This window comes from Xenorhabdus poinarii G6 (genome assembly GCF_000968175.1).
Taxonomy (GTDB): Bacteria; Pseudomonadota; Gammaproteobacteria; order Enterobacterales; family Enterobacteriaceae; genus Xenorhabdus; species Xenorhabdus poinarii.
The window spans coordinates 2,854,170-2,877,041 of sequence record NZ_FO704551.1 but is presented as its reverse complement, the minus strand read 5'-3'; the positions used below and the strand labels follow the sequence as shown (position 1 = coordinate 2,877,041).

The window sequence follows — 22,872 nt, the reverse complement described above, 5'->3', positions numbered from 1 at the left end:
TTATAGTTTATCCCGTGTGTTGAGGGCTTCTGTCAACCTTTCTGATAATTCATCCCTTATTTTTTTGTGTAATGCATTTTGATCTTTATCTGCCAAGACAAAAAAGTCTTCGACACGTTCACCAATCGTTGTGATGCGGGCACCATGCAAGGAAATGCCCAATTCCGCGAAAATGTTGCCTACCCGTGCCAGTAATCCGGGTTGATCCAGTGCAATCAATTCCATGTAAGTACGGCGCGTATTTTTGGTGGGTAAAAAATTGACGCTGGTCGGGACATGAAAATGGCGCAGTTTGGTCGGCAGATTGCGTGCTTTGGGGGTTTTAAGGTGAGGATCGTTCACCACTTTCAGTAAAGCATGACGGACAGGTTCGTGACGATCAAGCGCCAGAGGATGGCCGTTAGGTTCCAAAACGACAAAAGTGTCCATGGCCATGTCATCACGGTTGGTGAAGATTTGGGCATCGTGGACACTTAAATTACGTTTATCTAGCTCGCCGACAACGGCAGCAAACAGTGAGGGTCTGTCTGGACACCAAATAAAAATTTCGGTGCCACCATGAGAAAATGCGGTGCTGATCAACACCATCGGTTCGGGGAAGTTGTGGTGGACTAATTGGTTGGCATGCCAGGCTAATTGATCGGGGGTATGGCGCAGGAAATAATCAGCATGACAACGGCTCCAAATGTGATTTAAACGCTGTTCGTCGATATTTTCTTGTCGTAGAAGCGCTAATGCTTGCAAGCGGTTATTACGAATGCGTTCCTGTGAATCAGGGGTATTTTGAATCCCCTGGCGCAATTGGATTTCAGTGGTGAAATAGAGTTCACGTAACAGGCTCTGTTTCCAGCTATTCCAGAGTTTGGCATTGGTGGCACAAATATCTGCCACCGTTAGACAGACTAAGTAATTAAGCCGGTTTCGGTTTTTGACTCGATGGGCAAACTGCTGGATGACCTCAGGATCTTGAATATCCCGTCGTTGGGCAGTCACTGACATTAATAAGTGATCACGCACCAGCCATTCGACTAATTCTGCTTCGTGGTTTGTCAGGCCATGTTGTTGAGCGAATGCAAAGGCATCTTTGGCACCAAGATCAGAATGATCGCCACTGCGTCCCTTAGCAATATCATGGAAAAAAGCGGCCAGCCGCAAGAGTTCGGGTTGAGGAAGACGTGGATAAAGCTCTACACACAGAGGATGGATGAGCCGGTTGTTTTCATTGGCGAAACTTTCCAGTTTTTGCAGGACACGGAGGGTATGTTCATCAACGGTATAAGCATGAAAAAGATCAAATTGCATTTGACCGACAATATTGCTCCAAACGGGCATATAAGCCCCTAACACGCTATGAAGGTGCATCGGCAGTAAGGCGCCTGTTACCGCATGAGGATGACGCAGAATATCCATGAAAATGCGCCGTGCTTCGGGCAGTTCGCACAAAGGACTTTTCAGGTTTCTGCGGGCATAACGAAGTTGACGCAATGTTGTGGAATAGATCCCCTTGATTTCACGATGTTCAGCCATGTAATAGAACATTTTTAAGATAGAAGTGGGGTCACGGCTAAACAACGTTTCATCGCTCAGATCAATCAGATTACCGCGTAATTGAAACTCGGCGTTCAGAGGACGGGGTTTTTCATTGGGCTGCAAAGCCAGAATGGCTTCATCAAACAGTTGCAGCAGCATATTATTCAGTTCACTGACACGGCGAGTCGTGCGATAGAAATCTTTCATCATCCGCTCGACGGGCTGATTTCTTTCCCCTTCATAACCTAGTAGCCGGGCGACACTGAACTGGCGTTCAAACAGTAGCCGATTATCATAGCGGGTCACCACTAAATGCAGTGCAAATCGAATGCGCCAGAGAAAGTTTTGGCATATATTCAATTCGTTGCGTTCTTCCGAGGTCAGAAACCCAAAATTGACCATTTCATCTAAAGAGGTGGCACCAAAATGGCGGTGTGCGACCCAAAGTAATGAGTGAATATCACGAAGCCCGCCAGGGCTGCTTTTGATATCAGGTTCCAGGTTATAACTGGTGCTGTGATAGCGTTGGTGGCGCTCTTGCTGTTCCATGATTTTGGCCGCGAAAAATTGAGCCGAAGGCCAGAAATCATCACTAAAAATATATTTCTGCAATTGTAGGAATAGCGGTAAGTTGCCAAAAATTAAGCGGGATTCAATGAGATTGGTCGCGATAGTGAGATCGGAAAGCCCTTTTTGCTGACATTCCGCAAATGTTCTGACGCTGTGGCCGACTTCAAGGCGAATATCCCAAAGTAAAGCAATAAGCTGCCCGATACGGGTAGATTGTTCCTCCGTGAGTGGCGATTCACTCAAAATCAACAGATCAATGTCAGAAAGTGGATGCAATTTACGGCGGCCGTAGCCTCCGACCGCAATCAGCGCCAGAGAATCGATCTGCTCAAGTCCTTGTTCCTGCCATAATCGCTTTAAAAGCTGATCAATATAGTCACTGCGGGAGTGAATCAGTGCATCGGGTGAAATGCCAGCCTTGAATGCCTGTTCAAGCCATAGCTGGAAGTCATCAATATGTTGTTTAAGATGGCTGACTTGTAAGTCATCATCGGAAAACGCCGCAGGAGACAGAGGAGGGACAGGCGCTTGTGTTAAGGGGATATCGACTGGCATATACAGAGACCTATTACGAGAAAACTCATGAGTAAACAGACCATGATGACCAGATTACTGAGAAAATCGCGGGATGAACAGGATTAATGGCAGAGATTAAAGCTCCCCGTGAGTTTTTGGCAGAGAGCTTTTGGGCAAATTTGTTTTAATCGTCAGTGGGGATCGCAGAACGTTATGCGTTCACTAATACGGCTGAGATCTGCGCTTCTTCCTCTTTGCGCCAGGTCATTATTTCACAGCCATTGTCAGTGACGACAATGGTGTGCTCGTACTGTGCAGACCAACTGCGATCTTTGGTTTTCACTGTCCAGCCATCTTTCATCGAGCGAATGCGGAAATCACCCGCATTGACCATTGGTTCAATGGTGAATGCCATCCCTTTTTGCAAAACGACACCACCATCATCAGCATCATAATGCAGAACGTGAGGTTCTTCATGGAAGCCTTTGCCGATACCGTGGCCGCAGTATTCGCGGACAACAGAATAATCGTGACTTTCCACAAATTGCTGAATGGCCTTACCAATGCTACGCAGGCGAATGCCGGGTTTGACCATTTTCAGAGCAAGGTACAGGCTTTCTTGTGTGATGCGGCACAGGCGCTCACCTTGAATTGTTGGCTTGCCCACAATAAACATTTTTGATGTATCACCGTGGAACTCCTCTTTGATGACAGTCACATCGATATTGACGATATCCCCCTCTTTCAACACCTTGTCATCACTTGGAATACCGTGACAAATCACGTCATTGACGGAGATGCACACGGATTTAGGGAAGCCGTGGTAGCCCAGGCAAGCTGAGATCGCCTGTTGTTTTTCAGTGATGTGCTTGTGGCAGATACGATCAAGTTCACCGGTGGTGACCCCGGCCTTGACATAAGGCTTAATCATTTCCAGCACTTCGGCTGCCAGACGTCCGGCAACCCGCATTTTCTGAATGTCTTCTTCTGTTTTGATAGAAATAGCCATGACATGGATCCATTTAAGTCGGAAAATTATTGACTAACTGATAGTAAATTAAGAAAGGTATTGCCGGTAATGGTATCAGCCCATCGAATATATGCCAATATAACCCGAGCCTTTCCCATCATAGTTTGAGATTGATAGTGGGTAAATCCCGTTGAACAACCGTTTATCGGCGGTGTGTGAGTAACAAATGTTGGAGTCTGATGGCGGTTTATGGTATAAAGCGCGCCGGTATTCTGTGTAATTGTTTCTGATATGAGGCAATTTCAGCGATGCTAAATAAAACTCATTATGTGTAAATAACACACACGGATCGGCACATACACCGGGGTGCTCTCATGTGGTTAACCCATTTACATCAATCATGATTGGTATAAATGATCCGCAGTCAAAGAGTCGGTGTTATGGGATCTGTGGAGGCATAACCCCAACTAACTTTATAGAGGTCTAAAATGGCAACTGTTTCCATGCGCGATATGCTGCAAGCGGGCGTTCACTTCGGTCACCAGACTCGTTACTGGAACCCAAAAATGAAACCTTTCATCTTTGGCGCTCGTAACAAAGTTCATATCATCAACCTGGAAAAAACTGTTCCAATGTTCAACGATGCCCTGGCAGAGCTGAACAAAATCGCTTCCCGTAAAGGTAAAATTCTGTTTGTTGGCACCAAGCGTGCTGCAAGCGAAGCAATTAAAGAAGCAGCGCTGGGCTGTGATCAATACTTCGTTAACCATCGTTGGTTAGGTGGTATGCTGACTAACTGGAAAACTGTTCGTCAGTCAATCAAACGTTTGAAAGATCTGGAAGTTCAGTCTCAGGACGGTACTTTTGACAAGCTGACCAAAAAAGAAGCGCTGATGCGTTCTCGTGAGCTTGGCAAACTGGAAAACAGCCTGGGCGGTATCAAAGATATGGGCGGCCTGCCTGATGCTCTGTTTGTTATCGATGCAGAACACGAGCACATCGCGATCAAAGAAGCAAACAACCTGGGTATCCCAGTATTTGCTATCGTTGATACCAACTCTGATCCAGACGGCGTTGATTTCATCATCCCTGGTAACGACGACGCAATCCGCGCAGTTAAACTGTACCTGAGCGCCGTAGCTACTGCTGTTCGTGAAGGTCGTTCTCAGGATCTGGCTGTTCAGGCTGAAGAAGAGTCTGTAGACGCAGAATAATAAGGCATGCTCATTATTTTGAGCCCTTATTGACCAGGTATTGAAATATATTGGTTAGGGGGCCTGTTACGGCCCCTTTTACCTATCTGATATAGAACTATTATCTGATATAGAACTTTCCACGCGGAGTACTATCTTCCCGCGAGACACATCGAGGAATAAAACAAATGGCTGACATTACCGCTGCTCTGGTAAAAGAACTGCGTGAGCGTACTGGCGCAGGCATGATGGAATGTAAAAAAGCACTGGTTGAAGCAAATGGTGATATCGAGCTGGCTATCGATAACATGCGTAAATCAGGTCAGGCAAAAGCGGCTAAGAAAGCAGGCCGTGTTGCTGCTGAAGGCGTTATCCTGGTTGAAGTTGCAACGGATGCTAAATTTGCCGCTATCGTTGAACTGAACTGTGAAACTGACTTCGTTGCTAAAGATGCTGGCTTCCTGGCGTTTGGTAAAGAAGTTATCACGGCTGTGATGGCAGACAAGAACGCTGACATCGACGCGCTGAAAGCGAAATTCGAAGAACAGCGTACGACGCTGGTGGCGAAAATTGGTGAAAACATCAACATTCGTCGCGTTGCTATCCTGGAAGGCGAAGCCGTAGGTTCTTACCTGCACGGCGCTCGTATCGGTGTCCTGGTTGCAGCTGAAGGCGCAAGCGAAGAACTGATCAAGCACATCGCAATGCACGTTGCTGCAAGCAAACCAGAATACGTGAATCCAACTGACGTGCCTGCTGACGTCGTTGAGCGTGAGCACCAGATCCAGTTAGACATCGCAATGCAATCTGGTAAGCCTCGTGAAATCGCAGAGAAAATGGTTTCTGGCCGTATGAACAAATTCACCGGCGAAATCTCTCTGACGGGTCAAAACTTTGTGATGGATCCAAGCAAATCTGTTGGCGATCTGTTGAAAGAAAACAATGCTAAAGTAATCAACTTCATCCGTTTCGAAGTGGGTGAAGGTATCGAGAAAGTTGAAGCTGATTTCGCAGCAGAAGTTGCTGCAATGAGTAAGCAGTCTTAATTTTCTTAAACGGGGCCGCCGATTGGCGGTTCTGTTTTATCTCATGATGAATTTTGACATCCGGGCTGCATAGCGTGGATGTGTCGTTGTTGAGTAAACCGTAATAAAACCCCCAATATCCTTATCTGCTTAGGACTGAACACCATGGCAACCAATGCAAAACCCGTATATCAGAGAATCCTGCTTAAGCTCAGTGGAGAAGCCCTGCAAGGCGCAGAAGGTTTTGGTATCGACGCCAGCGTCTTAGACCGCATGGCTCAGGAAATCAAAGAACTGGTTGAGCTGGGTATTCAGGTCGGTGTCGTTATTGGAGGAGGCAACCTGTTTCGTGGCGCCGGTTTGGCAGAAGCAGGCATGAACCGTGTCGTCGGTGATCACATGGGCATGTTGGCGACGGTGATGAATGGCCTGGCAATGCGTGATGCTTTGCATCGCGCCTATGTGAACGCGCGTTTGATGTCGGCTATTCCATTGAATGGCGTATGTGATAACTATAGCTGGGCTGAGGCGATAAGCTTACTGCGTCACGGTCGCGTTGTTATTTTCTCTGCGGGTACTGGCAACCCATTCTTTACAACAGATTCTGCTGCCTGTCTGCGTGGCATTGAAATCGAAGCGGATGTTGTGTTAAAAGCAACTAAAGTTGATGGCGTTTATTCCGCTGATCCGACAAAAGATCCTGAAGCCGTTCTTTACAATAAACTCACTTACCAGGACGTGTTAGAACGTGAATTGAAAGTGATGGATCTGGCGGCCTTTACGCTGGCTCGTGACCATAACTTGCCAATTCGTGTCTTTAATATGAATAAACCAGGCGCACTTCGTCGTGTTGTGATGGGGGAAAGTGAAGGTACGCTGATTTCTCACGACTGATTTTTCACAATGCAGGCTGAGAGACACCGATGACATTTGACGGTATGATCAGCGTCCTGATGCGCCAAATTTAATGACACCGGGCCATATATTTCTTAGCGTATTTGATTCACTTATTTGTGAATGAGGTATGGATGGCCTAAAAAATAACCATCTCCCAAGGGTTTGTAACGTGATTAATGAAATCAAGAAAGACGCACAAGACCGCATGGAAAAAAGCGTCGAAGCACTGAAAAACCAAATTAGTAAGATTCGCACTGGCCGTGCTTCTCCTAGCCTGTTGGATGGCATCAGCGTTGAATATTATGGCGCTGCGACTCCACTGCGTCAGATTGCAAACGTCGTTGCAGAAGATGCGCGCACTTTAGCGATCACCGTCTTTGATCGCTCTATGGCTGCGGCTGTCGAAAAAGCCATTATGGCTTCCGATCTGGGGTTGAACCCTTCTTCTGCCGGAACCATTATTCGTGTTCCGTTGCCACCACTGACGGAAGAGCGCCGTAAGGATCTTATTAAGGTTGTTCGTGGCGAAGCAGAGCAGGGACGTGTCTCCATCCGTAACATTCGTCGTGATGCGAACGATAAGGTCAAGGCTTTGCTGAAAGAGAAAGAGATCAGTGAAGATGAAGATCGTCGTTCACAGGACGAAATTCAGAAACTGACTGACAGCTTCATTAAGAAAGTTGATGAAGCACTGGCAAATAAAGAAACTGAGTTGATGGATTTCTAATTGCCATTTCATATAGACAACGCCGCGATCCTCGCGGCGTTGTCCTTATCCTTGATATTACACTTCGTATCACATTTCTTTCTCAAGCGATGGACATAGCGATCTGTACCGCTCAAACTATTGTGATTGACTATCGCAATATTCCATTGCGATTTTATATCAGCAGCATAGTTAGAGTATTAAAATGAAACGGTTAACTATTCTTGGCTCAACGGGTTCGATTGGGAAAAGTACCCTTTCTGTTGTCCGAAATAACCCGGAAAAATTCAGTGTCGTCGCACTGGTTGCCGGGAAAAATATTGACGTTATGGCACAGCAATGTCTGGAATTCCGGCCACAATATGCAGCAATGGCAGATGCATCGTCGGCAAAAGCGTTGGGGCAGTTATTGCAGGAGCAGGGAAGCCAAACTGAAGTATTGTCTGGTAAAGACGCCATTTGTGATTTAGCGGCATTGGATGATGTCGATCAAGTCATGTCGGCCATTGTGGGTGTGGCTGGGTTATTGCCGACGTTGGCGGCGATCCGTAAAGGCAAACAAGTTCTGCTGGCGAACAAAGAATCGCTGATAACCAGTGGTCGCCTGTTTATGAACGCCGTGGTGCAATATAAAGCGCAATTGCTGCCAATTGATAGCGAACATAATGCTATTTTCCAAAGTTTGCCGGCGGAAGTTCAACACAACCTGGGCAATATCAATTTAAAAGAACACGGTATCTCCAGCATTATCTTAACTGGTTCAGGTGGGCCGTTCCGCAAGACGCCTTTAGCAAACTTACCTAATATGACGCCGGATGAAGCGTGTGCTCATCCTATTTGGTCAATGGGACGTAAAATCTCGGTTGATTCTGCCACGATGATGAACAAGGGGCTGGAATATATCGAAGCGTGTTGCCTGTTCAATGCGTCTACCGATGAAATGGAAGTGCTATTGCATCCCCAATCCGTCATCCACTCAATGGTTCGTTATCAGGATGGTAGCATCATCGCACAACTGGGAACACAGGATATGTGTACACCCATTGCTTATGCGATGGCTTATCCGCATCGTATTCCATCCGGCGTGAAGCCTCTGGATTTTACGACACTGAGTATGCTCACTTTTGAGCCGCTGGATTATCAGCGTTATCCTTGTTTGCAACTGGCGATTGAAGCTTGCCATCAGGGACAGGCAGCAACAACGGCATTGAATGCAGCCAATGAAGAAACGGTTGACGCTTTTTTGAAGGGAGGAATTCGTTTTACCGATATCGCGACCATCAATCGATGTGTCGTGGAAAAAATCAATTTACCTGAACCTCAAAGTATCGAAGAAGTCTTAGCAATCGACAAGATAACGAGGGCTTCTGCGAGGGAAATAATACGCACCTTTATCAAATAGCAAGTTTTTCTAATAAATATATGTGTGAATTTTGGCAAATGATATAGTTCGCGGGTACGTGATAGTTGCTATAATAGCCAATTCAATTGCCTGTTTCCGGTATCAGGATCACGATAAACGTGTGAAAGATTCACAGAAACAAAGGCTGTTAGGCAGAGCGTGCCAAAAATAGCCAGGGTCATTGTTAACTCGTAACACGGCTTTTATGTTTATAACTGATTGAATTTATTCAAAATCAGCTTAGTTATTTAAGGATTATTTTGAGTGATATCTCCCTGTGATAGTGACTCATTGCCAACGTTACCCAGACATGTTGCCATCATTATGGATGGTAATGGTCGTTGGGCCAAAAAACGTGGCAAATTAAGAGTTTTTGGCCACCGTGCGGGAATTAAAGCAGTACGCAGTGCCGTGAGTTTTTCAGTGAAACATAACATTGAATCGCTGACGCTATATGCTTTTAGTAGCGAAAACTGGAATCGCCCACAGCAGGAAGTCAGTTCATTGATGGAGTTGTTTGTTTTCGCGCTCGATAATGAAGTTAAAAACCTGCATAAGCATAATGTGAAATTATCTGTTATTGGTGATATGAGTCGTTTTAGCTCACGGTTACAGGAGCGTATCTGCCGTTCAGTGGCTTTGACAGCGGGTAATACCGGATTGCAACTGAATATTGCGGCTAACTATGGTGGCCGGTGGGATCTGGTTCAAAGCGTTAAGCAAGTTGCTGAAAAAATTAAAGCCAATGTGTTGACGCCAGACGATATTACCGAAGCGACAGTGGGTCACTTCGTCAGTTTAAATCAGCAGTCCGACGTTGATCTGGTTATTAGAACCGGAGGAGAACATCGTATCAGTAACTTCCTGTTATGGCAGATCGCTTATGCAGAATTGTATTTTACCGATATACTTTGGCCTGATTTTGATGAAACTGTTTTTGAAGGTGCAATTCATGCCTTTGCTAAACGAGAACGCCGATTTGGCGGAACAAGACCAGACGATGCCGAAGTGGGATCATAGGAGGATAACTTGCTGAAGTACCGTCTTTTAACTACGTTGATATTGATTCCACTGGTTATTGTAGCGCTGTTTTTTCTTCCCCCTTCTGGGTTTGGGCTGGTTGTTATCGCGGTATCAGCACTTGCCGCATGGGAATGGGGGCAATTTGCCGGTCTCTTTACGCCAACTAAACGTATTATGTTGGCCGTATTATGTGCCGTTGGCTTATTTGCCTTGCAATACTCTTTGTCGGACTTTTCTTCTCTCATTGAAAAACCACAAATTGTATATCCATTATGGGCGGGGATGCTTTGGTGGATCGCCGCCATTTTATTGGTGGTGACTTACCCTGCCTCTGCTGCCATCTGGAAATCATCGGTTGCTTTACGTCTGCTGTTTGGGGTTCTGACTATCGTGCCATTTTATTGTGGAATGATGGTACTACGTGCCCAGGGCTATGAAAATCATCCTTATGATGGTGCATGGTGGTTATTGTACGTCATGTTGTTGGTATGGGCGGCGGATTCTGGTGCTTATCTTTTTGGCCGCACAATGGGTAAGCATAAGATGGCACCTAAAGTATCACCCGGTAAAACCCTTGAAGGGCTTGTCGGTGGATTATTAACGGCAGCGTTGATTTCGTGGTTGTTCGGAAAATTTGCGCCTGTCCCTGCAATGCCAGAACACTTATTACTGATTTCTACGGTAGTGGTGATTGCTTCAGTCTTTGGTGATTTGACTGAAAGTATGTTCAAGCGGGAATCCGGGATCAAAGACAGTAGTCAATTAATTCCGGGACACGGTGGTGTCATGGATAGGATTGATAGCCTGACAGCGGCGATTCCGGTGTTTGCCGGGCTGATGATGTTATTCTCCTCTGGACTTACTCTCTGAAGGTACGTAATGGATATTCTCTGGAATCTGGCTGCATTTATTGTTGCTTTGGGTATTCTCATCACAATGCATGAATTTGGTCACTTTTGGGTGGCCAGACGATGTGGTATCTACGTTGAACGCTTTTCCATCGGGTTTGGTAAAGTGCTTTGGCGTCGCACAGATAAACAGGGAACCGAATACGTTATCGCACTGATTCCCCTTGGCGGATATGTCAAAATGCTCGACGAGCGGGCAGGGGAAGTGCCTCCCGAACGTCGTCATATGGCATTCAATAATAAAACGATTGGCCAGCGGGCAGCCGTTATCAGTGCAGGGCCAATCGCCAACTTCATTCTGGCCGTCATCGCTTATTGGCTGGTCTTTGTGATTGGTGTGCCATCCGTGCGCTCAGTCGTGTTGGATGTGAAACCGCATTCTATCGCGGCACAGGCAAATATTTTGCCTGGCATGGAACTAAAAGCGGTTAATGGTATCGAAACTTCTGATTGGAATGCGGTACGCCTTGCCATGATAGAGCGCGTTGGTACGGCATCGGTAGCGATTGATGTCTTACCTGCGGATTCGTCTCATCGTGTTCAAAAGACACTGGATTTGCATGATTGGAATTTCGATCCGTCCAAACAGGATATTTTACTGTCTTTGGGCATAATGCCTGTCGTTCCGCGCCCAGATTCGCAAGTAGAAAAAGTTTATCCTGCTTCAGCCGCGGAAAAAGCGGGTTTACAAAGTGGGGATAGGATCGTTAAAGTCAATGGTCAAGATGTCGATGTATGGCACACTTTTTCTTCTTTCGTCAGGAAGAATCCGAATATTCCTCTAAAATTGGACGTTGCAAGGGCTGATGGGATGGTTTCCCTGTCGCTGACTCCCGAAGTCAGAAAGTTATCCGATGGTCGTGAAGAGGGCGTTGCTGGCGTCGAATTGAAAGTCATTCCATTAGCGGATAACGACAAAATTATTCAGCAATATGGGCCTTTTTCTGCCGTTTATGAGGCAGGAGACAAGACTTGGCAATTGATGAAGCTGACGGTCAAAATGATCGGCAAATTGATTGTGGGCGATTTAAAACTTAACAACCTGAGTGGTCCGATTTCTATTGCCAAAGGCGCCGGCGTATCGGCTGACTCTGGCTTGGTATATTATTTAATGTTTTTGGCGCTCATCAGCGTCAATCTTGGGATCATTAATTTGTTCCCATTACCCGTTCTAGATGGTGGACACCTGTTTTTCCTTGCTATCGAAAAAATCAAGGGAAGACCGGTCTCCGAGCGTGTACAAGACTTCAGTTATCGCATTGGTGCTATGTTACTGGTGTTATTAATGGGGCTTGCACTTTTCAATGATTTCTCCCGCTTTTAAGGTGGGGGACTGGTTAGGAAAACGCATAACAACGATGGCGATGAAAAAGTTGCTCATAGCGTCGCTGCTGTTCGGCAGCGCCACTGCATACGGTTCAGACGGATTCGTAGTTCAGGACATTCATTTTGAGGGTCTTCAACGTGTCACCGTTGGTGCAGCATTACTGAACATGCCCGTTCGAGTCGGTGATACGGTTAGTGATGAAGACATTAGCCGCATGATTCATTCACTGTTCTCAACTGGAAACTTTGAAGATGTTCGTGTCTTACGTGATGGCAATTCACTTGTCGTTCAAGTAAAAGAACGGCCAACCATCGCCAGCATTACTTTCTCCGGTAACAAATCGGTGAAAGATGACATGCTCAAGCAGAACCTTGAGGCCTCGCGTGTTCGTGTTGGTGAAGCTCTTGACCGTACTATGCTGTCCAATATTGAAAAAGGGCTGGAAGATTTCTATTACAGCGTTGGTAAATATAACGCGACAGTAAAAGCGGTTGTCACGCCACTGCCCCGCAACCGTGTTGATTTGAAGCTTGTTTTTACTGAAGGGATGTCTGCCAAAATCCAACAAATTAATATTGTGGGTAATAAGGCTTTTTCAACAAATGAGTTGCTTAACCATTTCCAGCTTAGGGACGATGTTCCCTGGTGGAACTTGACGGCAGATCAGAAATATCAGAAGCAGAAATTAGCGGGTGACCTTGAAACCTTGCGCAGTTTCTATCTTGATCGAGGCTATGCCCGTTTTAACATTGCTTCAACTCAGGTTAATCTGACGCCCGATAAAAAAGGCATTTATATTACTGTTAATATCACCGAAGGCGATCAATATAAAATCGTTGGCGTTGACTTAAATGGGAATCTGGCGGGTTATCAGTCTCAAATCGCTGAGTTGACAAAAATAGAGCCGGGTTCACTGTATAATGGTGCAGAAGTCACCAAGATGGAAAACGCGATCAAAAACCTGCTGGGTCGCCACGGTTATGCTTATCCCCGAGTTATGACACAACCTGAAATCAACGATGCCGATAAGACGGTTAAATTGCAGGTGAATGTGGATGCCGGCAATCGCTTCTATGTGCGTAAAATCCGTTTTTCCGGCAATGACGTGAGTAAAGACGCCGTACTGCGCCGTGAAATGCGCCAGATGGAAGGCTCATGGTTGGGCAGTGATTTGGTTGAGCAGGGCAAAGAGCGTCTGAATCGATTGGGATATTTTGATACCGTTAATGTGGAAACTGAACGAGTACCGGGCAGCCCAGATCAGGTTGATGTAGTTTACAAAGTGAAAGAACGCAATACGGGTTCTATGAACTTTGGGGTTGGTTTCGGCACAGAAAGCGGGATGAGTTTCCAGGTCGGTGTGCAGCAGTCTAACTGGCTAGGAAGCGGTAACTCTGTGGGGATCAATGCCAGTAAGAATGATTATTCAACATCGACCGATATATCTATCACTAACCCTTATTTCACGGTTGACGGTGTCAGTTTGGGTGGACGGGTGTTCTATAATGACTTCCGGGCCAATGATGCGGATCTTTCGAATTATACTAATAAAGCATACGGTACTGAGGGCTCGCTCGGTTTCCCATTAAATGAAAATAACGGCATATCGTTGAGACTGGGGTATATCCATAACTCGCTGTCTAATATGCGACCACAGGTTGCGATGTGGCGTTATTTGGACAAAATGGGCAAAAAAACCACCTATGATGACAAAGCGAGATTTGACTCCAGTGATATCTCGATGACGCTGGGATGGATTTACAACAATCTTGACCGCGGTTTCTTCCCGACATCCGGTCTGAAATCATCCCTGGATGCGAAAGTCACGATCCCGGGGTCAGATAACCAGTTCTATAAAGTCACGTTGAATTCGACAGGTTACTACCCGTTAAACGAGGCGCGTTCATGGGTCTTAATGGGACGTACCCGTTTGGGATACGGCGGTGGTTTGGGTGGCAAAGAAATGCCATTCTATGAAAACTTCTATGCGGGTGGTTCCAGCAGTGTGCGCGGCTTCCGGTCGAATAATATTGGCCCGAAAGCGGTATATTTAGAGAAGGATGGCTCAGCAGTTAAAAATAGCCCATCCCGTGATGCCGTTGGGGGGAACGCGACAGCGGTTGCCAGTTTCGAATTGATTACGCCAACCCCATTCCTGGATGATAAGTATGCGAACTCTCTGCGAACTTCTCTGTTTGTGGATGCAGGGACGGTATGGGATACCAACTGGGATAAGGCTTACGCTGGAGTGCCAGATTACAGTAAACCCAATAATATCCGTGTTTCGGCCGGTGTTGCTCTGCAATGGCTGTCACCCTTAGGGCCATTGAGTTTCTCTTATGCGAAGCCAATCAAAGAATACGCAGGTGATAGATCGGAGCAATTCCAGTTCAGTATTGGCGGAGTTTGGTAATTATTAATCATGTTTGGTAAAACTCGCCCTATTATTAGATAGGGCGATATTGAGGGCGGTTCCCCAATGCAAAAAGGCAAAGTGCATAGCTCAATGGGAGAGTCTCTAAGCCTTCCAATGTGTAAAATAGCGTAGGTTAAAGGAGTTTATAGTGAAAAAAATATTGTGTGCAGCAGGCTTGGGTATGGCATTAGCATTTTCTGCCGGTGTTCAGGCAGCAGATAACATTGCTTTAGTGAACGTCGCCGAAGTTTTACAAAAATTACCGGCTCGTGAGGCTGTTGCCAAACAGTTGGATAACGAGTTTAAAGGTCGTGCAACCGAATTGCAGCGCATGGAATCTGATCTAAAGAATCAAATCCAGAAATTACAGCGTGACGGTTCAACCATGAAAGCGAGTGAACGCGAAAAACTGGAAAAAGACGTATTGGCAAAACGCGATGAATTTACTCAGAAGGCAGAGAGTTTTGAGAATGACAACCGTCGTCGTCGGATGGAAGAACACAATAAACTGGTGAGCCGCGTTCAGGATGCCGTGAAAGTCGTTGCAGGCAAAGAAGGTTATACCCTGGTTCTGGATACGAATTTAGCGGTGTATTCAGCACCGGGTAAAGATATTACGACAGAAGTACTGAAACAGGTTAAATAAGTAGATGGTTTCAATTCGATTGGCTGATCTCGCTCAGCAGTTGAATGCGCAATTGCAAGGTGATGGCGATATTGTCATCACTGGCATTGCCCCGATGTATTCAGCAAATAACGAGCAAATTACATTTTTATCCGACAGTCGTTATACTGACAAGCTTTCTGCGTGTCAGGCTGCGGCCGTTGTGCTTCGTGAAGCCGACTTGCCTCACTGCAAGATTGCCGCCTTGGTTGTTGATGATCCTTATCTTGCTTATGCACGCATGGCACAAATTATGGATACGACACCAAAACCTGCGCAGGATATCCACCCATCAGCGGTGATCTCCGCTGAGGTGGTTCTGGGCAAAAATGTGGCGATTGGTGCCAACGTGGTTATCGAATCCGGCGTAGAGCTTGGTGATGATGTGATCGTGGGGGCGGGTTGCTTTATTGGCAAGAATGCGCGTATTGGCGCTGGAACCCGTCTTTGGGCCAATGTGTCGATATACCATAATGTTGAGATGGGTAAATCGTGTTTGATCCAATCAGGCTCGGTTATCGGTTCTGATGGTTTTGGTTATGCGAATGAACGTGGCAATTGGGTTAAAATCCCACAGTTAGGTACGGTCATCATTGGCGATCAGGTTGAAATCGGTGCTTGCACAACCATCGATCGGGGTGCGTTGGGTAACACAGTTATTGGTAATGGTGTTATCATAGACAATCAGTGCCAGATTGCCCACAACGTGACAATCGGAGACAACACCGCAGTGGCGGGGGGGGTCATTATGGCGGGCAGTTTAAAAATTGGCCGTTACTGTATGATTGGTGGAGCCAGTGTCATTAATGGGCATATCGAAATCTGTGATAAGGCGGTTGTGACCGGTATGAGCATGGTGATACGTTCAATCACAGAGCCTGGCATATACTCGTCGGGTCTTCCATCACAACCGAACAAGGCTTGGCGTAAGACTGCCGCTTTGGTTATGAACATCAATGAAATGAACAAGCGATTAAAATCAGTTGAACGTCAACTGGCAGGTGAAAACGAGTAATCATCATACTCGCTCCCCGGATAGACATTTTTTGATTAAACGTTTTTAACGAGCATTTTTGGTTGTGCTTTTGATTTTTGCGGCCTGCCTGATAACTCTGCTTTTGGGGTTAACGCAGGCCGTGTCGTTAATATTATGATTCTTATATGACAGGAAGAGTATTTAGATGAGTGATAATCATACTCTGCAAATTGAAGAGATTTTAGATTTACTGCCTCACCGCTACCCATTTTTGCTGGTAGATCGTGTTTTGGACTTTGAGGCAGGTAAGTTTTTACGCGCAGTCAAGAATGTATCATTTAATGAACCATTCTTTCAGGGGCATTTCCCGGGTAAGCCTATCTTCCCTGGGGTGTTGATCCTGGAAGCCATGGCGCAGGCGACCGGTATTCTGGCGTTCAAAAGTGTTGGATCGCTGGAACCCGGTGAATTGTATTACTTTGCCGCGATTGATGGCGCTCGCTTCAAGCGTCCGGTGCTGCCAGGTGATCAAATGATCATGGAAGTCGAATTTATTAAAGAACGTCGCGGAGTTGCGCGTTTTAGAGGCGTAGCGAAAGTCGATGGAGAAGTGGCTTGCGAAGCAGAAATGATGTGTGCCCGCCGTCGTGAGGCTTAACCCATGATTGATCAAAGCGCTATTATCCATCCCTCTTCCATTATTGAAGCGGGGGCCGTCATTGGTGCCAATGTTCGCATTGGCCCATTTTGTTATATCGGTGCTCAAGTTGAGATTGGCGAAGGGACGGAGTTGAAATCCCATATTGTGATTAATGGGATCACCAAAATTGGGCGTGATAATCAAATTTATCAATTTTCCTCTATTGGTGAGGTCAACCAGGATCTCAAATATCAGGGTGAACCGACCCGCGTTGAAATTGGTGATCGTAATCGTATTCGTGAAAGTGTGTCTATCCACCGAGGCACGGTTCAAGGAGGCGGGATCACGAAAATTGGCAGTGACAACTTGCTGATGATCAACGCCCATATCGCGCACGACTGCATCATCGGTGATCGTTGTATCATTGCGAACAATGGTACATTGGGTGGGCATGTTATTCTGGGCGATTACGTCATTATTGGTGGCATGACGGCAGTGCATCAGTTTTGCCAGATTGGTGCTCATGTTATGGTCGGTGGCTGTTCAGGCGTTGCGCAGGATATTCCGCCTTATGTTATTGCTCAGGGAAACCATGCAACACCGTTTGGACTGAATATTGAAGGTCTGAAGCGCCGCGGATTTGACAAAGAATCACTGCATGCTATTCGTCATTCCTATAAGACGCTTTATCGCAGCGGAAAAACGTTGGAAGACGCCAGACACGAAATTGCGCTTCAGGCAGAAAACAATCCGCATGTGAAAGCATTCAGTGATTTTCTGGAAAGTTCTGCAAAATCCAGCCGTGGCATCATTCGTTAAGTAGATGAAGGATACCCCTTTGACTACCTTTTCTTCTATTGATACTCAGCGTCCGCTGACAATTGGTTTGGTCGCCGGAGAGACATCCGGTGACATCCTTGGCGCCGGGCTGATTCGTGCATTGAAAGCAAAATTCCCCCATGCCCGTTTTGTGGGTGTTGCTGGCCCTCTTATGCAGGCAGAAGGATGTGAAGCCTGGTATGAGATGGAAGAGCTGGCTGTCATGGGGATCGTCGAAGTCCTGGGGCGTTTACCCCGTTTATTGAAGATACGCAAAGACTTAACAGCACGTTTTACCGCCTTGAAACCGGATGTCTTTGTTGGTATTGATGCGCCTGACTTCAATATTACTTTAGAGGGTCGGCTTAAACAGCAGGGTATTAAAACGATCCACTATGTCAGCCCCTCGGTATGGGCATGGCGTCAGAAGCGCGTGTTTAAAATCGGTCGGGCAACGAATTTGGTATTAGCCTTTTTACCGTTTGAAAAAGCCTTCTATGATCGATTTAACGTGCCATGTCGGTTTATCGGGCACATGATGGCAGATGCGATACCTCTGCAAACGGATAAAGCCGCTGCCCGGAAATGTCTGGATATTCCATTGGCCGCTCACTGTCTGGCGATATTGCCGGGTAGCCGCCATGCGGAAGTCGAGATGCTGAGTGCGGATTTCTTAAAAACCGCTCAATTATTGCGGGAAAAAATGCCTGACCTGCACGTTTTGGTTCCGATGGTTAATGCCAAACGCCGTGAACAGTTTCAGCGCATTAAAGACGAGGTTGCACCAGATTTACAGCTCCATATATTGGAGGGTAAAGCGCGTGAAGCCATGATTGCCAGTGATGCCACCTTACTGGCATCCGGTACAGCCGCTTTGGAGTGTATGCTGGCCAAATGCCCAATGGTCGTGGGTTATAGAATGAAACCGTTTACATTCTGGCTGGCTAAACGATTGGTGAAAACACCGTATGTTTCTTTGCCTAACCTATTAGCAGGCAAAGAGTTAGTTAAAGAATTACTACAGGACGAATGTACACCACCAACGCTGTCAGAGGCATTATTGCCCCTTTTGCTCGGTGGCGCAGATGTCGATGCGTTGAAACAAACGTTTTTGCATTTGCACGAAAGCATTCGTTGTGATGCCGATGAACAGGCTGCGCAAGCCGTTCTGGACTTAGTGAGAAGATAATGGATTTTGTTTATCCTCAGGCGAATTTGATTGCCGGTGTTGATGAAGTGGGGCGTGGTCCATTAGTCGGGGCTGTCGTCACTGCGGCAGTGATCCTGAATCCGGCTAAGCCCATCATGGGGTTAACCGATTCGAAAAAACTCACGGAAAAACGTCGTGAAGCGTTGTACTTAGCAATAAAAGAAAACGCGTTGTGTTGGAGTCTTGGTCGTGCAGAGCCAGAAGAGATTGATCAATTCAATATTCTCCACGCCACCATGCTTGCTATGCAAAGAGCGGTCGAAGGATTGGCGCTTACGCCTGATTATGTCCTGATTGATGGAAATCGTTGTCCGGCGTTAGCAATGCCGGCTCAAGCCGTGGTCAAGGGGGATAGTTTGGTTGCGGAAATCAGTGCAGCCTCTATTCTTGCCAAAGTCACGCGTGACAGAGAAATGGCCGCGCTGGATAAACAGTTCCCTGGCTATGGTTTTGCGAAACACAAAGGCTATCCTACCGCCCTGCATCTGGAAAAATTGGCTGCGTTGGGCGCTACTGAGCATCATCGTAAAAGTTTTGCGCCAGTTAAACGGGCGCTGGGTCTTGGATAAAAATCTGGGATAAGTATTTGGACAGATTATGACAGAACCACGTTTTGTGCACTTACGTGTTCACAGTGATTATTCAATGATCGATGGCCTGGCGAAGACAGGCTCGTTGGTAAAAAAAATCGCTAAATTGGGTATGCCCGCTTTTGCGATTACGGATTTTACCAATTTGTGTGGATTGGTGAAATTCTATGGCAGTGCCCATAATGCCGGTATCAAGCCCATTATTGGGGCTGATTTTTATGTGGAAAATGAATTATTGGGCGATGAATATGCCCATCTGACGATCCTTGCCCGTAATAACGAAGGCTATCAAAACCTGACCTTGCTCATCTCTGAGGCTTACCAAAACGGCTATGGTGCGGTTGGCCCGACCATTAAACGGGAATGGCTGGTAAAACACAAAGCCGGATTGCTCCTGCTGTCAGGCGGGCGTATGGGTGATGTGGGCAAATTCCTGTTGCGTGGCAATCGTGCAATGGCGGAGCAATGTCTCCATTTTTATCAGGAACATTTTCCAGACAGTTATTACCTTGAATTGATTCGTACCGGACGCCCGGACGAAGAAACTTACCTTCATGCAGCCGTAGCACTGGCCATAGATAACAATCTGCCCGTTGTTGCCACCAATGATGTCTGTTTTCTGGAAAGCGATGATTTTGACGCCCATGAGATTCGGGTTGCTATCCATGATGGGTATACACTGGTTGATCCTAAACGCCCTAAAAATTACAGCCCTCAGCAATATCTACGCAGTGAACAGGAAATGTGCGAGCTTTTTTCAGACATTCCTGAGGCACTACAAAATAGCGTAGAAATTGCTAAACGCTGTAACGTCACGATCCGTCTTGGTGAATATTTTCTGCCGCAGTTTCCGACAGGCGATATGAGTACGGAAGATTTCCTCATTGAAAAATCCAGGCAAGGGTTGGAAGCGCGCCTGGCGTTCCTGTATCCCGATCCGGAAATTAGGGCACAAAAACGTCAGGAATATGATGAGCGTCTCGATATTGAATTGAACGTTATCAACCAGATGGGATTCCCTGGCTACTTCCTGATTGTGATGGAGTTTATCCAGTGGTCGAAAGACAACGGTGTTCCTGTCGGCCCGGGACGTGGATCGGGTGCCGGTTCGCTTGTGGCTTACGCGTTGAATATCACGGATCTCGATCCGCTGGAATTCGATCTGCTGTTTGAACGTTTCCTTAACCCTGAACGTGTTTCGATGCCCGACTTTGATGTCGATTTCTGTATGGAAAAACGCGATCTGGTTATCGATCACGTGGCAGACATGTACGGAAGAGATGCGGTATCGCAGATTATCACGTTTGGTACGATGGCAGCGAAAGCCGTTATCCGCGACGTCGGGCGTGTGCTCGGGCATCCATATGGGTTTGTTGATCGCATATCAAAACTGGTGCCTCCTGATCCCGGCATGACGCTGGAAAAAGCGTTTGTTGCTGAGCCACAACTGCCTGAAATTTACGAAGCAGACGAAGAAGTGAAGGCGCTGATTGATATGGCGCGCAAACTGGAGGGGGTCACGCGTAACGCGGGTAAACATGCGGGTGGGGTGGTGATCGCGCCAACCAAAATTACTGACTTTGCACCGATCTACTGTGATCCAGAAGGGCAAAACCCGGTTACTCAGTTTGATAAGAATGATGTGGAATATGCGGGGCTGGTGAAGTTTGACTTCCTAGGTCTGAGAACCCTGACCATCATCAACTGGGCGCTGGAGATGGTGAATGCCCGTCGTGCCAGCAAAAAACAGGCGCCGATTGATATCGCGGCTATTCCGCTGGATGATCAGAAAAGTTTTGATATGCTGCAACGTTCTGAAACGACGGCTGTCTTCCAGCTTGAATCCCGCGGGATGAAGGATTTGATCAAACGCCTGCGCCCTGACTGTTTTGAAGACATGATCGCATTGGTGGCACTATTTCGCCCTGGGCCACTGCAATCCGGCATGGTAGATAACTTTATTGACCGTAAACATGGACGGGAAGAAATTTCCTACCCGGATGTTGAATGGCAGCATGAATCCTTAAAACCCGTGTTGGAACCGACTTACGGCATCATCTTGTATCAGGAACAAGTGATGCAGATTGCACAAGTTCTGGCGGGGTATACGCTGGGTGGTGCAGATATGCTCCGCCGGGCAATGGGAAAGAAAAAGCCAGAGGAGATGGCGAAACAGCGATCCGTATTTGAAGAGGGGGCGATAAAACAGGGTGTTGATGGCGAACTCGCGATGAAAATCTTCGATTTAGTGGAGAAATTCGCGGGTTATGGCTTCAATAAATCGCACTCCGCCGCTTATGCCCTGGTTTCTTATCAGACCTTATGGCTGAAAGCGCACTATCCGGCAGAATTTATGGCGGCTGTGATGACGGCGGATATGGACAATACGGAAAAAGTCGTTGGCCTGGTGGATGAATGCTGGCGCATGGGGCTTAAAGTGTTGCCCCCCGATATTAATAGCGGCTTGTATCATTTTCATGTCAATGATGATGGCGAGATTGTTTATGGTATCGGGGCGATTAAAGGTGTCGGTGAAGGGCCGATTGAAGCGATAATTGAAGCCCGGCAGAAAGGGGGACACTTTAAGGAACTGTTTGACCTGTGCGCACGCGTTGATATCAAAAAAATAAACCGCCGGGTGATGGAAAAACTGATCATGTCCGGTGCTTTTGACCGATTGGGACCGCACCGTGCAGCGCTGATGTCCTCTCTGGAAGATGCATTGAAAGCCGCGGATCAACATGCTAAAGCCGAAGCGATCGGTCAAGCGGATATGTTTGGCGTGTTGACGGAGGAGCCGGAACAGGTTGAACGCTCCTATGCCAGTACACCGAAATGGCCAGATCAAGTGGTTTTGGATGGTGAGCGAGAAACGCTGGGTTTGTATTTAACCGGACATCCGATCACAGGCTATTTAAAAGAAATTGAACGTTATACGAATGGATTGCGTCTAAAAGATGTCAATCCGACGCCTCGAGGACAAGTAGCGACTGTGGTCGGTTTGGTGTTAGCGTCCAAAATAGTGACAACCAAACGGGGAAACCGGATTGGTATCAGTACATTGGATGATCGTTCAGGACGCCTGGAGATTATGCTATTTTCTGATGCGTTGGAAAGGTATCAGCATTTATTAGAACAGGACAAAATTTTGATTGCTACCGGACAAGTCAGCTTTGATGACTTCAGCGGTGGGCTTAAAATGACCGTTCGTGAACTAATGGATATCAGCGAGGCGCGTGAAAAATTTGCACGTGGGCTTGCGATCTCATTATCAGACAGGCAAATTGATGAGCAATTATTGAACCGTCTTCGTGATGCATTAGCGCCACATCGTTCAGGTACGATACCGGTTCATCTTTATTACCAACGGGTCGATGCCCGCGCCCGTTTACGATTTGGTGCAACATGGCGGGTAACGCCAACAGACACCCTTTTGACAGATTTGCGAACTCTGCTGGGTAATGAGCAGGTAGAATTAGAATTTGACTAG

General features: G+C 46.8%; 18 protein-coding genes. 16 read left to right on the top strand and 2 right to left on the bottom strand.

Features of this window, described 5'->3' with window-relative positions; translation table 11 throughout:
• Both glnD and map read right to left on the bottom strand, forming a co-directional pair.
• Entirely contained in the window at nucleotides 1–2,655 is a 2,655-nt protein-coding gene (gene glnD, locus XPG1_RS13380; RefSeq protein ID WP_045959491.1) for a bifunctional uridylyltransferase/uridylyl-removing protein GlnD, read from the bottom strand.
• 172 nt (nucleotides 2,656–2,827) lie between these two features.
• A complete protein-coding gene (gene map / locus XPG1_RS13375) occupies nucleotides 2,828–3,625 on the bottom strand; it encodes a type I methionyl aminopeptidase (RefSeq protein WP_045959490.1) in 798 nt (265 codons plus the stop codon).
• Between the two features lie 449 nt (nucleotides 3,626–4,074).
• Between map and rpsB the strand changes: the two genes are divergently transcribed.
• The 16 genes from rpsB (at nucleotide 4,075) to dnaE (ending at nucleotide 22,872) form a co-directional block, all read left to right on the top strand.
• Entirely contained in the window at nucleotides 4,075–4,800 is a 726-nt protein-coding gene (rpsB, locus tag XPG1_RS13370) for a 30S ribosomal protein S2 (protein WP_045959489.1), read from the top strand.
• Nucleotides 4,801–4,967: 167 nt separating this feature from the next.
• Nucleotides 4,968–5,825, top strand: a complete 858-nt coding sequence (tsf, locus tag XPG1_RS13365; RefSeq protein ID WP_045959488.1) for a translation elongation factor Ts — start codon at nucleotides 4,968–4,970, stop codon at nucleotides 5,823–5,825.
• A gap of 144 nt (nucleotides 5,826–5,969) precedes the next feature.
• Nucleotides 5,970–6,698: a UMP kinase gene (pyrH, locus tag XPG1_RS13360; RefSeq protein WP_045959487.1), complete on the top strand. Its 729-nt coding sequence runs from the start codon at nucleotides 5,970–5,972 to the stop codon at nucleotides 6,696–6,698.
• Nucleotides 6,699–6,870: 172 nt separating this feature from the next.
• Complete coding sequence (gene frr / locus XPG1_RS13355) at nucleotides 6,871–7,428, top strand: ribosome recycling factor (protein WP_045959486.1); 558 nt, start codon at nucleotides 6,871–6,873, stop codon at nucleotides 7,426–7,428.
• Between the two features lie 184 nt (nucleotides 7,429–7,612).
• A complete protein-coding gene (gene ispC / locus XPG1_RS13350) occupies nucleotides 7,613–8,809 on the top strand; it encodes a 1-deoxy-D-xylulose-5-phosphate reductoisomerase (RefSeq protein WP_045959485.1) in 1,197 nt (398 codons plus the stop codon).
• A 324-nt stretch (nucleotides 8,810–9,133) separates the two neighbouring features.
• On the top strand, nucleotides 9,134–9,829 hold the full coding sequence (uppS, locus tag XPG1_RS13345; protein ID WP_231853097.1) for a polyprenyl diphosphate synthase: 696 nt from the start codon (nucleotides 9,134–9,136) through the stop codon (nucleotides 9,827–9,829).
• Between the two features lie 9 nt (nucleotides 9,830–9,838).
• Complete coding sequence (gene cdsA / locus XPG1_RS13340; protein ID WP_045959483.1) at nucleotides 9,839–10,702, top strand: phosphatidate cytidylyltransferase; 864 nt, start codon at nucleotides 9,839–9,841, stop codon at nucleotides 10,700–10,702.
• Nucleotides 10,703–10,711: 9 nt separating this feature from the next.
• Nucleotides 10,712–12,064 carry a sigma E protease regulator RseP gene (gene rseP / locus XPG1_RS13335; RefSeq protein ID WP_045959482.1) on the top strand — a complete coding sequence of 451 codons (1,353 nt, stop codon included), beginning with the start codon at nucleotides 10,712–10,714 and terminating at the stop codon, nucleotides 12,062–12,064.
• A 34-nt stretch (nucleotides 12,065–12,098) separates the two neighbouring features.
• Nucleotides 12,099–14,480: an outer membrane protein assembly factor BamA gene (bamA, locus tag XPG1_RS13330; RefSeq protein ID WP_045960764.1), complete on the top strand. Its 2,382-nt coding sequence runs from the start codon at nucleotides 12,099–12,101 to the stop codon at nucleotides 14,478–14,480.
• A 151-nt stretch (nucleotides 14,481–14,631) separates the two neighbouring features.
• Nucleotides 14,632–15,129 carry a molecular chaperone Skp gene (gene skp / locus XPG1_RS13325; RefSeq protein WP_045959481.1) on the top strand — a complete coding sequence of 166 codons (498 nt, stop codon included), beginning with the start codon at nucleotides 14,632–14,634 and terminating at the stop codon, nucleotides 15,127–15,129.
• A 4-nt stretch (nucleotides 15,130–15,133) separates the two neighbouring features.
• Nucleotides 15,134–16,162, top strand: coding sequence for a UDP-3-O-(3-hydroxymyristoyl)glucosamine N-acyltransferase (gene lpxD / locus XPG1_RS13320; protein ID WP_045959480.1), 1,029 nt, complete (start codon nucleotides 15,134–15,136; stop codon nucleotides 16,160–16,162).
• 166 nt (nucleotides 16,163–16,328) lie between these two features.
• Nucleotides 16,329–16,781, top strand: a complete 453-nt coding sequence (gene fabZ, locus XPG1_RS13315; RefSeq protein ID WP_045959479.1) for a 3-hydroxyacyl-ACP dehydratase FabZ — start codon at nucleotides 16,329–16,331, stop codon at nucleotides 16,779–16,781.
• Between the two features lie 3 nt (nucleotides 16,782–16,784).
• Nucleotides 16,785–17,582, top strand: coding sequence for an acyl-ACP--UDP-N-acetylglucosamine O-acyltransferase (gene lpxA / locus XPG1_RS13310; protein ID WP_045959478.1), 798 nt, complete (start codon nucleotides 16,785–16,787; stop codon nucleotides 17,580–17,582).
• A gap of 4 nt (nucleotides 17,583–17,586) precedes the next feature.
• Complete coding sequence (lpxB, locus tag XPG1_RS13305) at nucleotides 17,587–18,771, top strand: lipid-A-disaccharide synthase (RefSeq protein WP_045959477.1); 1,185 nt, start codon at nucleotides 17,587–17,589, stop codon at nucleotides 18,769–18,771.
• Nucleotides 18,768–19,361 carry a ribonuclease HII gene (gene rnhB, locus XPG1_RS13300; protein WP_173425904.1) on the top strand — a complete coding sequence of 198 codons (594 nt, stop codon included), beginning with the start codon at nucleotides 18,768–18,770 and terminating at the stop codon, nucleotides 19,359–19,361. The genes lpxB and rnhB overlap by 4 nt, the downstream gene beginning before the upstream one ends.
• Before the next feature lie 28 nt (nucleotides 19,362–19,389).
• Nucleotides 19,390–22,872, top strand: coding sequence for a DNA polymerase III subunit alpha (gene dnaE / locus XPG1_RS13295; RefSeq protein ID WP_045959475.1), 3,483 nt, complete (start codon nucleotides 19,390–19,392; stop codon nucleotides 22,870–22,872).